The sequence below is a fragment of the Oribacterium sp. HCP3S3_B9 genome, from assembly GCF_052064255.1.
In the GTDB taxonomy this organism is placed as follows: Bacteria; Bacillota; Clostridia; order Lachnospirales; family Lachnospiraceae; genus Oribacterium.
In genome coordinates, this window is the sequence record NZ_JBQHVY010000030.1 from 1 (window position 1) to 8669 (window position 8669).

The window sequence follows — 8669 nt, forward strand, 5'->3', positions numbered from 1 at the left end:
GGGCCAGCTCAGCCCAGATCAGAGCCTCGGCCCGCTCACTGATCCGGTCCCGCTCAGACTCCCACGACCGCAGGCCGCCGCCGTCATCGGCTGAGGGTCCGGTACACGGTGCGTCGAGTGAGACCCGATTGGCGAGCCAGTTCCATCACTGACACCCCCCGCTGATGGGCCGCGACGATGGCGCCCTGTAGCTCGGCCATCGCCTCACGCTCCGCGATCCGCGCAGCCAGCAGCGTGGCCGCGAGGTCGGCGAGGGTGGCGTCGCCCAGGACGAGCTTCGCGGCGCCCATGAACTCCGGGGAACCCGTGCCGGGCTCCGCATCGTCGGGGATCGTCTCGCACAGTGCCGCGTCGGCGGCCAGCAGCTCGGCGCGTTGGGTCGGGGTGGCGGTCGTGTCGGACAGCCATGCGTCGAGGTCGTGCTCGGTCATCGGTGCGCGTGCGGTGGTCATGCGGTCACCCACTCGGCGCGCTGGTAGTCGTAGCGGTAGGTGACGCCTGCGGCGACGAACGTGTCGTTGCGGTAGTTGGGGTCGGCCTCGCTGGTGGCGTCCTCGTCGTAGCCGTCGAGTCCGTAGATGACGTCCCGGAACAGGTTGTCGCCGTCGTAGCCGTTGAGTTGCTCAAGGATGCTGGGGCGGCGGTGGCGCTCGACAGCGGCCCAAAACTCGGCGTCGTCGGCGGTCTGCGTCCACCGGTACTCGGTGCCCTCGCCGATGGTGTCGAGCACCTCGGCGGCGATCGCGTCGATGTCGTACTCGTCGCGGCTGGCGTCACCGGACTCGATGGGCTCGATGATCTGGCGGAGGATGGCCTCGTCGCGGGTGGTGTAGCTGGTCATGGTCTGTCTCCTGTCGTGTGGTCGGTGGTGGCTCAGTAGCCGTAGGGGTCGTCGTCGATGATGTCCGTGCAGTCGCAGCTATCGATGTGGCACTCCGTGACGGACTCGCCGCCGACCGCGCTGGCGAAAGCCTCGCCCTCGGGGGTACGGTGCGCGGGGAGGCTGTGGTAGACGATGCCGAGTTGCGCATTGGCGGCCTCCCAGAGCTGGCGGGCGAGGCCCTCGCCGCGGCGATCCTCGCGGGTCTCGATCTGCATGACCTCGGCGTCGCTGATGCTGACGTACAGCTCGGAGGCGATGCCCTGCTCGTCGGAGATCTCCCAGATGTGGTTGGCTGTGTCGGTCTCGCTGTAGTAGCTGCCGGTGCGGTAGGTGATCGTGGCGTTCATAGTGGGTTCCTTTCCCTATCTGATGTATCCCAGTATACACATGTGGGTACCGGTATGCAAGAGGGGATCGAGAAAACACCGGGGAGATTTCTTGGCCGTGCATCTAGCGTGCATTAGTGATGCGGTCTCATGCGGTCTCATGAGCACTCCTGCGGACCGATGCAGACAACAAAAAGCCCCTGACTAGGTATGTCTCCTAGTCAGGGGCTCCGACGTATTGTGCGCGAGAGAGGAGTCGAACCTCTCCGCACTGAGCGCAAATATCCGATCCTCTCGCCCCGCGTGCATCTAACGTGCACTAGTGTGGTCAGCATGGCACGCACTCGCCGAGCATTCGGCACCCTCCGCAGACTCCCCTCAGACCGCTACCAGGCCAGCTATATCGGCCCCGACGGGCAGCGTCACCGAGCACCCTCCACCTACCTCCTGCGCTCCGACGCCGAGGCATGGCTCCGCGATGAGGAGATCGCCATCGACCGGGGCACATGGATCGCTCCCAGCGTCCGCGCCCCCGAGGTCGCCGCCGTCAACCTCGCCGCCTACTGCGCCGACATCATCGCCCGACGTCAGCGCCGTGCCCGCAAGCCGCTGCGCGACTCCACCGCCGCCCTGTACCGCCGCCTCGTGCAGCAGGTCATCGCCCCCACCCTCGGACGCATCGCCGTGAGTCAGATCAGCCCCGAGGCCGTCCGTGCATGGTACGACGCACTACCCGCCGCCACCGCCACCCAGAACGGCAACGCCTACCAGCTCCTGCGCTCCATCCTCTCCGATGCAGTGGAGGATGGCCTGATCCCGACCAATCCGTGCCGCATCCGCGGGGCGGGGAAGCCTGCGCCGGCGCACCGCTCAGTCGCGCTCAGCCCCACCGAGCTGCGCACCTACCTCGCCGCCGTCCCCGACCGGTGGCGCGTCATCCTCGCGATCACCGCATGGGGGGCGCTGCGATCCGGTGAGGTGCGGGCACTGCGGCGCTGCGACATCTCCGACGACGCCACCGCCATCCGCGTCGAGCGCACCGCCGCCCGCATCTCCGACCCGGACGGCGGGCGGCGGTGGCACATCGGGCCGCCCAAAACCACTGCCGGTATCCGCACAGCCCACCTGCCGCCGTCCATCGCTGAGGGGATCGCTCAGTGGCTCGCTGACTGGGATGCCCATCACCCGGACGCCACCGGCGACGAGCTGCTGTTCCCAGCCCGTGGCGGTGGGCCACTGAGCGATGGGTCCATCTACCGCGCCCATCAGCGGGGTGCACGGGCCGTGGGTCGGCCCGGCATGTCCGTCCACGACCTCCGCAAGACGGGGGCGACGCTGGCCGCTCAGTCCGGCGCGACCGTCCGCGAACTCATGGCGCGGCTCGGGCACACCACGCCGGGGATGGCGATGCTGTACCAGGTCGCCACCGACGAGCGCGACAGGGCGATCGCGCAGCGCATGGGGGAGCTGGGTTAGCGTGTCACGTCAGCGATGCGTACCTGCTGGGTGGCAGGTATCCCGCGACGCTCCCAGTTGCCGATGCTGCGCTCGGTGACGCCGAGCTTGTCTGCGAGTTGCCCCTGCGACCAGCCCCGCCTCAGTCGCGCCTCTCGGAGCTGCTGGCCGGTGATCATGTCCACCACGGTGACAGGAAAAATCGGGAAAGATTCGGGGTCATGAGGAAAGAGTAGCCGCTCAGCAGGGAAACACATCGTTGTAATTACGCAGCGCGCACCCTAGTCACTGCCAGTTTCTTGGTAGTTTAGTTTCCTTACTTGACTTCTTTCCTGTTCTTTCCTACTCTCTTCTTATGGAAGCAACCAGACTCGTGAACGGGGCAGCGGTCGCCGCTCTCCGCAACGCGGTAGGGATGAAGCAGGTCCGCCTCGCCAAGGACGTCGGAGTGTCAGGCGCATTCCTGTCCAACATCGAAGCCGGACGCAAGCAGCCCGGCCCCCAGACCGCACGCGCACTCGCAGACGCCCTCGGCGTCCCGCTCGAGGCCATCACCTACCCAGCGATTCGCCGGACGGTGGCAGCATGAGCGCCACGCTCGTCCCCTTCGCCTACGGCGATGCCACTGTCCGCGTCGTCACCATCGACGGCGAGCCGTGGTTCGTCCTTACCGACCTGTGCAAAGTCCTCAGACTCGGCAACGTCAGCATGACCGCCAGCCGCATCGCCGACGATATGAGGGGTGTCACTCAGATTGACACCCTTGGCGGCGCGCAGCAGATGACCATCGTCAGCGAGCCCGGCATGTACGAGGTGGTCATCCGCTCAGACAAGCCGGAGGCCGCGACCTTCCGCCGCTGGATCACCAGCGAGGTCTTGCCCTCCATCCGCAGGACGGGCGGCTACCGGGTCGAGTCGATCACCAAGCGCGAACTGGCGCTGATGGTCGTGGAGGCCGAGGACGCCCGCGAACTGGCCGAGCAGCGTGCCCGTGAACTCGCACCCGCCGCCCGCGCATGGTCCACCATGGTCGCCTGCGCCGGCGACTACGCCGTGGACGAGGCCGCAAAGGTGCTCTCACGCGACCCCGCGATCAGCACCGGCCGCAACCGCTTGTTCGAGACGATGCGCGAGCAGGGCTGGATCTACCGCTCAGGGCATCGCCAGCAGTGGCACGCCTACCAGTCGCAGATCGAGTGTGGACGGCTGGCGCAGAAAATGGCGTCCGGCCCGTTCCTCAACCACCGTACCGGCGAGTTGGAGCTGCCCGCCCCGACGATCCGCATCACCGCCAAGGGCTTGTCGGCTCTGCACCGCATCTTGGGTGGCACCGCTGACCTCGACTCGCTCCTGGATAGCGAGGTGGCGGCATGAACGTGCAGCGGGTTGCCCAACTCACTCAAGCCGTGACGGTGCTCACGATCTGTGCCCGCCTGCTGCGCACCGTCAGTGAGCTCGACTTCCTGTCTCAGCACTCGGCTGACTCGATAGAGGGGCTGGCTGATCTGGCCCAAAGGTACGCCGACGAAGCCGACGCTGAACTCTCTGCCGAGGTGATGTCGTGAGCGGCGACTGGATGACCCGCGCCGAGGTGGCCGACCTGCTGCGCGTCAGCCTCACCACCGTCGACCGGCTCGCCGCCGACGGGAAGCTTCGCCGACACAAGCCGTCCAGCAAGCGAAACGGGCGCGTCTTGTTCTCCGCCGCGCAGGTCAACCGGCTCATCACCAGCTCCAAGACGCGCTGACCCCACCAAACAGATCGGCCCTCACCGCTGACACGGCGAGGGCCACGTACCCCAGGAAGGGGCACATCTCATGACTGATCCTATTACTGTCACCACTCAGGCCGAGCTGGACGCCGCTATCGCCGCAGGAGCGCGGGTCATCGACATCCGCTCCGAGCCCGGCTCATACATCACGGTCAGGGCCTGCGACTCAACCACGGTCACGGCCTGCGGCTCAACCACGGTCAGGGCCTACGGCTCAACCACGGTCATGGCCTGCGACTCGGCCACGGTCATGGCCTGCGACTCAACCACGGTCACGGCCTACGACTCGGCCACGGTCACGGCCTGCGACTCGGCCACGGTCACGGCCTACGACTCGGCCACGGTCGCGGCCTACGGCTCGGCCACGGTCAGGGCCCACGACTCGGCCACGGTCACGGCGAGACCTCGGGTCGCTGTCCACTGCCACTCTAGGCGCGCCTCCATCGTAGGAGGCGTCATCATTGACCACACGCAAGAGCCGACAGACCCGGACGCATGGTGCGCCTACCACGGAATCGAGGTCGCTGACGGTGTGGCGACCGTGTACAAGGCCGTCGGGGACAACTGGATCAGCCCGCACGGCACCAGCTACGCGCCCGGCACGCTCCCGGAGGCCGCCGACTGGCGCGACGACAACGACTGCGGCGGGGGGCTGCACTTCTCGCCCTCCCCGGCGGAGGCGACCGCATATCACCGAGAGGCGACGCGCTGGCTCGCGGTCGGGGTGTCTGTCGCTGACCTGCGCCCGATCCTGGGCGACACCCCGAAGTGCAAGGCGCCCCGCGTGGCGACACCCTGCCGACCCGTCACGATCGACGGCGACCCGATCGAGGTGCAGTCATGAGCCATAAACTGCTGGCGCAACTCGCCGAGGTCGACGCCTCGACCACAGCGATGGTAGAGGCCAAGGCGCGCCTCGAGTCCGCCATCGATGGCCTGGAGCTGGCCAAGGTCTGGCCCTACGGCGACATCTACATCGATGGCCTGGAGCTGGCCAAGGTCTGGCCCTACGGCGACGGTTATAGCTACGGCACTGGCGACGGCACTGGCTACGGCTATGGCGACGGCACTGGCGACGGCAACGGCGGTGGCGACGGCGACGGCAGTGATGACGATGACTGACCGCAACCACACCGCCGAGGTGCTCATACTCGCCCTGATCATCATCACCTCTTGCCTGCTCGTCTTCGCAGCAGGCATCTACGGAACCCCAGATTGGAGCTGGCAGCTATGACTGACTACCTGACCGACGAGATGGTCGAGTCCGCCGCCGGTTGGATCGCTCGCCGCCGCGCCCTGCTGGACGCCGCACCCCCCGCACCTTGGCGCTACAGGGAGGGAGCAGAAGGTGACCCCACCAATGGCCCCACCTACACCGCCATTGAAGCCGAGCACCCCGAGGCTGGCTGGTCGCCTATCGCGACTGGCGATTACGACGCGTGGAGCGGTTGCGGCCTGATTGCCGTCGAGGATGCAAGCACCGCCCTACCGAAGGCGCTCGACGCGCTGGAAGCGGTACTGCGGGAGCATCCCCGCGTCGGCATCTTCGAGCCATGCATCCCGGGTGAATGCGATGACCACGAGGTCAACCACGACCACATGGAGACCGACGGGGGCGAGTGGGTGCATGTCGATGAGCGCGTGGGATGGGCTTGCACGATCTGCCGCTACGACGATGGCGAGCCCTTCGATTGGCCATGCACCACGGTCCGTGTAATCACGGATGCGCTGGGGGTCGCGACGCTCACCGAGCCGATGCGTGCCGCCGGGATCGACTTCGCCGCGCTCGGCGGTGCGTCATGACCCGCCGCATCGTGCTCGACATCATCGTGCCCGTCATCGCGGTCCTGCTGTCCATCGGCGTGGTCTGCGTCGGGCTGTGGCTCGGGACGGAGGTCCGGTCATGAGCGCCTGTATTGAGCCGGACGCCTGCCCCCACGACGGCGAGATCGACGTGGAGACCTACGGCTGCAATGCGTGGCGGGTCTGCGGCGACTGCGGCGAGATCCTCGACTCCGCTGCATGGTGGGAGGCGGGACTGTGACCCTACTCTGCACCTACCCGCCGAACACGCCCGAGTGGCATGAGGCGCGGCGCTGGCGGATCGGCGGCTCCGAGATCGCCGCCGCCTGCGGACTGTCCCCATGGACCCACCGCGACCAGCTCATCGCCGACAAGATCGCCGGCACTGTCCACCCCCAGACCCCGGCGATGTGGCGCGGCACCATGCTCGAGGCTGCTGTCCTCGGCATGGTCGCTGAGCGGCGATCCCTCACCACCTCATGGCCCACGCCTCTCATCTACGACGACGCGATGGCGGGCACCCATGTGCATCCCCGCCACGACTGGGCGCTGTACAACCCAGATGCGGTCACCACAGACGGGGTGCTGGTCGAGGCGAAAACCGCCGACCGGCGTGCCGTCCTGACCGGTGACGACTGGGACGACCCCCACCGCCCCGCGCACGCATGGGGACGGGCCGGTACCGATCGGGTGCCGATGCACTACCTGTACCAGGTGCAGTGGGGCCTCGGCATCCTCGGACTCGACCGCGCCATCCTCGCCATCCTCGCCGCCGGTGAACGCGGCTTCGATTTCGCCACCTACCCGATCCGATTCAACCCAGCCCTGTTCACCGCACTGATGCGGGCCGGGCAGCGCTTCATCACCGACCTCCACGCCGCACGAGACGCGGCCACCACAGACAGGACAGCAGCATGACCGGCACCGAACTGGCAACCATGCCCCAAAAACTCGAGTACGCCCGCACCCTCGCAGACGGGAACCTGCTCCCCAGGCAGTACTACAAGCAACCCGCGAACGTGCTCATCGCGATCGAGTACGGGGACGCGCTCGGCATCCCGCCTATGCAGGCCATCAACTCGATCCACGTGATCGAGGGTAAGCCGACCGCGTCGGCCGACCTGCTCGCCTCACTGGTGCGCCGGGCCGGGCACAAGCTGCGCATCCGCGAGGAGGCCACCGAGCATGGCCCGGTCGTGACCGCCACCCTGATCCGCGCCGACGACCCCGACTTCGAGTTCACGTCCTGCTGGGACAGGACGAAGGCGAAGGCGGCTGGACTGTCCGGCAAGGGCAACTGGTCCAAGTATGAGGGGCAGATGATGCGCGCCCGCGCCATCACCGAGGTGTGCCGCATGGGCGCATCCGACGCCCTGTACGGCGTCATCTACACCCCCGAGGAACTGGGGGCCGGCACGCCACCGGAGCGGGTCACGGTCACCCAGCAGCAGCCGACGCCTGACCCGGCCCCGACCAACGTCGATGCTGCGATGGAGGCGTTGCGCGGCATGGCTGAGCCGATGCTGAGCACCGAGCAGACCACCACCATCGGCGGACTCGTCAAACAGGCCGGGCTCACCAAGAGGCAGGCGCTGGACTTCGCCGTCGAGGCTGTCGGACATCCGCTCACGTCCGCGACCGACCTGACGGAGACCGAGGCTGCTGCCGTGATCGCTGCCCTTACCGAACTGGTCGCCGCCGAGGCTGCTGTGGCGGAGTCGCTGGCCGATCCCGACACGGGCGAGGTGTACGAGGCGGAGCTGGTGCCCGACGCCGAGCAGGAGGCCACGGCATGACCGTCGTCATCCCTACTACGAACCCCGGTGGCTACACCGGCTGGGGCATCGCCACCGAGCGCGGGGGCGTCGAAATCTGGCAGCGAGACGCCACGAACCGCGCACACTACCGCGAGATCGTCATCCATTTCCGCCGCGACCACGACCAGCGCGTAACCCACGAGCAGGGCACGACGTGCGAGCTGTTCGACTGCGGCTCCCACGGCCAGCACGGCGACCGCCGGCATCGGTTCTTTGACTACGACGGCGACAAGCGCCGCATCGAGAGCGACCTGCGCGAGATCGTCGCCGCCTGGTTCTCCGACCACAAGCCGCACATCTGGCGCGACACGCCGGACCACTGGGTGTGGCGCTGCGACTGCGGCCACATCGGACGCTGGCGACCCACCCACGCCGCCGCGCTCCGTGAGGTCAGCGACCACCTCGCGCACATGGCCTACCTCGCCACCGATGAGGGAATGCGCGCCACCTACGCCAACCGGGTCGAGAGCGCGGTGGCCGTATGAGCACCACCCGAGTCGCTGCCGGGGCGGGTGACGACCGCCGAGCCCCCGCCCCGGCAGCCTGCTCCGCCCTCCACATCCTCACCGGCGCGATGGGACTAGACGACCACCGCCAACCCATCACCCCACGAC

The 8669-nt window shown here is 67.7% G+C and carries 16 protein-coding genes; 12 read left to right on the forward strand and 4 right to left on the reverse strand.

Going from position 1 to position 8669, the window contains the following annotated elements; translation table 11 throughout:
• Nucleotides 1-83: 83 nt before the first annotated feature.
• From ACTNC3_RS10870 to ACTNC3_RS10880, 3 genes are read right to left on the reverse strand one after another with little or no spacing between them, the layout of a single operon-like run.
• A complete protein-coding gene (locus ACTNC3_RS10870) occupies nucleotides 84-452 on the reverse strand; it encodes a helix-turn-helix domain-containing protein (RefSeq protein WP_441069397.1) in 369 nt (122 codons plus the stop codon).
• A complete protein-coding gene (locus tag ACTNC3_RS10875) occupies nucleotides 449-841 on the reverse strand; it encodes a hypothetical protein (protein ID WP_441042226.1) in 393 nt (130 codons plus the stop codon). Before ACTNC3_RS10875 ends, ACTNC3_RS10870 begins: the two co-directional genes overlap by 4 nt.
• Before the next feature lie 32 nt (nucleotides 842-873).
• Nucleotides 874-1230 (reverse strand): hypothetical protein, encoded by a 357-nt coding sequence (locus ACTNC3_RS10880; RefSeq protein ID WP_432232227.1) that lies wholly within the window; start codon nucleotides 1228-1230, stop codon nucleotides 874-876.
• Nucleotides 1231-1542: 312 nt separating this feature from the next.
• Between ACTNC3_RS10880 and ACTNC3_RS10885 the strand changes: the two genes are divergently transcribed.
• On the forward strand, nucleotides 1543-2685 hold the full coding sequence (locus ACTNC3_RS10885) for a tyrosine-type recombinase/integrase (protein WP_441227445.1): 1143 nt from the start codon (nucleotides 1543-1545) through the stop codon (nucleotides 2683-2685).
• Here ACTNC3_RS10885 and ACTNC3_RS10890 read toward each other — a convergent pair.
• The gene (locus tag ACTNC3_RS10890; protein ID WP_441069401.1) at nucleotides 2682-2921 is read right to left on the reverse strand and encodes a helix-turn-helix transcriptional regulator; all 240 of its coding nucleotides are present in this window, start codon (nucleotides 2919-2921) and stop codon (nucleotides 2682-2684) included. The two genes, ACTNC3_RS10885 and ACTNC3_RS10890, sit on opposite strands and share 4 nt — an antisense overlap.
• A 98-nt stretch (nucleotides 2922-3019) precedes the next feature.
• On the opposite strand from ACTNC3_RS10890, the gene ACTNC3_RS10895 reads away from it, so the two are divergent.
• The 11 genes from ACTNC3_RS10895 to ACTNC3_RS10945 all read left to right on the forward strand — a co-directional run bounded on the left by ACTNC3_RS10895 (nucleotide 3020) and on the right by ACTNC3_RS10945 (nucleotide 8540).
• Nucleotides 3020-3253, forward strand: coding sequence for a helix-turn-helix transcriptional regulator (locus ACTNC3_RS10895; RefSeq protein ID WP_366150681.1), 234 nt, complete (start codon nucleotides 3020-3022; stop codon nucleotides 3251-3253).
• Nucleotides 3250-4038, forward strand: coding sequence for a phage antirepressor (locus ACTNC3_RS10900; RefSeq protein ID WP_441069403.1), 789 nt, complete (start codon nucleotides 3250-3252; stop codon nucleotides 4036-4038). The genes ACTNC3_RS10895 and ACTNC3_RS10900 overlap by 4 nt, the downstream gene beginning before the upstream one ends.
• The gene (locus ACTNC3_RS10905) at nucleotides 4035-4229 is read left to right on the forward strand and encodes a hypothetical protein (protein WP_441046701.1); all 195 of its coding nucleotides are present in this window, start codon (nucleotides 4035-4037) and stop codon (nucleotides 4227-4229) included. Before ACTNC3_RS10900 ends, ACTNC3_RS10905 begins: the two co-directional genes overlap by 4 nt.
• 11 nt (nucleotides 4230-4240) lie before the next feature.
• Nucleotides 4241-4411, forward strand: coding sequence for a helix-turn-helix domain-containing protein (locus ACTNC3_RS10910; RefSeq protein ID WP_441227446.1), 171 nt, complete (start codon nucleotides 4241-4243; stop codon nucleotides 4409-4411).
• A 70-nt stretch (nucleotides 4412-4481) separates the two neighbouring features.
• Nucleotides 4482-5279, forward strand: a complete 798-nt coding sequence (locus tag ACTNC3_RS10915) for a DUF7666 domain-containing protein (RefSeq protein ID WP_441227447.1) — start codon at nucleotides 4482-4484, stop codon at nucleotides 5277-5279.
• Nucleotides 5276-5557, forward strand: a complete 282-nt coding sequence (locus ACTNC3_RS10920; protein WP_441085734.1) for a hypothetical protein — start codon at nucleotides 5276-5278, stop codon at nucleotides 5555-5557. The genes ACTNC3_RS10915 and ACTNC3_RS10920 overlap by 4 nt, the downstream gene beginning before the upstream one ends.
• A 108-nt stretch (nucleotides 5558-5665) precedes the next feature.
• The gene (locus ACTNC3_RS10925) at nucleotides 5666-6238 is read left to right on the forward strand and encodes a hypothetical protein (protein WP_441140872.1); all 573 of its coding nucleotides are present in this window, start codon (nucleotides 5666-5668) and stop codon (nucleotides 6236-6238) included.
• A 100-nt stretch (nucleotides 6239-6338) separates the two neighbouring features.
• Complete coding sequence (locus ACTNC3_RS10930) at nucleotides 6339-6479, forward strand: hypothetical protein (RefSeq protein WP_343118921.1); 141 nt, start codon at nucleotides 6339-6341, stop codon at nucleotides 6477-6479.
• On the forward strand, nucleotides 6476-7156 hold the full coding sequence (locus tag ACTNC3_RS10935; RefSeq protein ID WP_441042246.1) for a YqaJ viral recombinase family protein: 681 nt from the start codon (nucleotides 6476-6478) through the stop codon (nucleotides 7154-7156). Before ACTNC3_RS10930 ends, ACTNC3_RS10935 begins: the two co-directional genes overlap by 4 nt.
• Entirely contained in the window at nucleotides 7153-8034 is an 882-nt protein-coding gene (locus ACTNC3_RS10940; protein ID WP_441042249.1) for a hypothetical protein, read from the forward strand. Before ACTNC3_RS10935 ends, ACTNC3_RS10940 begins: the two co-directional genes overlap by 4 nt.
• The gene (locus ACTNC3_RS10945) at nucleotides 8031-8540 is read left to right on the forward strand and encodes a hypothetical protein (protein ID WP_441042251.1); all 510 of its coding nucleotides are present in this window, start codon (nucleotides 8031-8033) and stop codon (nucleotides 8538-8540) included. The genes ACTNC3_RS10940 and ACTNC3_RS10945 overlap by 4 nt, the downstream gene beginning before the upstream one ends.
• The last annotated feature ends 129 nt before the right edge of the window (nucleotides 8541-8669 follow it).

Bases quoted from the DNA above. Each gene is read 5' to 3' on its own strand.
- ACTNC3_RS10870 (WP_441069397.1), bottom strand. From the start codon at position 452: ATGACCACCGCACGCGCACCGATGACCGAGCACGACCTCGACGCATGG.
- ACTNC3_RS10875 (WP_441042226.1), bottom strand. From the start codon at position 841: ATGACCAGCTACACCACCCGCGACGAGGCCATCCTCCGCCAGATCATC.
- ACTNC3_RS10880 (WP_432232227.1), bottom strand. From the start codon at position 1,230: ATGAACGCCACGATCACCTACCGCACCGGCAGCTACTACAGCGAGACC.
- ACTNC3_RS10885 (WP_441227445.1), top strand. From the start codon at position 1,543: ATGGCACGCACTCGCCGAGCATTCGGCACCCTCCGCAGACTCCCCTCA.
- ACTNC3_RS10890 (WP_441069401.1), bottom strand. From the start codon at position 2,921: ATGTGTTTCCCTGCTGAGCGGCTACTCTTTCCTCATGACCCCGAATCT.
- ACTNC3_RS10895 (WP_366150681.1), top strand. From the start codon at position 3,020: ATGGAAGCAACCAGACTCGTGAACGGGGCAGCGGTCGCCGCTCTCCGC.
- ACTNC3_RS10900 (WP_441069403.1), top strand. From the start codon at position 3,250: ATGAGCGCCACGCTCGTCCCCTTCGCCTACGGCGATGCCACTGTCCGC.
- ACTNC3_RS10905 (WP_441046701.1), top strand. From the start codon at position 4,035: ATGAACGTGCAGCGGGTTGCCCAACTCACTCAAGCCGTGACGGTGCTC.
- ACTNC3_RS10910 (WP_441227446.1), top strand. From the start codon at position 4,241: ATGACCCGCGCCGAGGTGGCCGACCTGCTGCGCGTCAGCCTCACCACC.
- ACTNC3_RS10915 (WP_441227447.1), top strand. From the start codon at position 4,482: ATGACTGATCCTATTACTGTCACCACTCAGGCCGAGCTGGACGCCGCT.
- ACTNC3_RS10920 (WP_441085734.1), top strand. From the start codon at position 5,276: ATGAGCCATAAACTGCTGGCGCAACTCGCCGAGGTCGACGCCTCGACC.
- ACTNC3_RS10925 (WP_441140872.1), top strand. From the start codon at position 5,666: ATGACTGACTACCTGACCGACGAGATGGTCGAGTCCGCCGCCGGTTGG.
- ACTNC3_RS10930 (WP_343118921.1), top strand. From the start codon at position 6,339: ATGAGCGCCTGTATTGAGCCGGACGCCTGCCCCCACGACGGCGAGATC.
- ACTNC3_RS10940 (WP_441042249.1), top strand. From the start codon at position 7,153: ATGACCGGCACCGAACTGGCAACCATGCCCCAAAAACTCGAGTACGCC.
- ACTNC3_RS10945 (WP_441042251.1), top strand. From the start codon at position 8,031: ATGACCGTCGTCATCCCTACTACGAACCCCGGTGGCTACACCGGCTGG.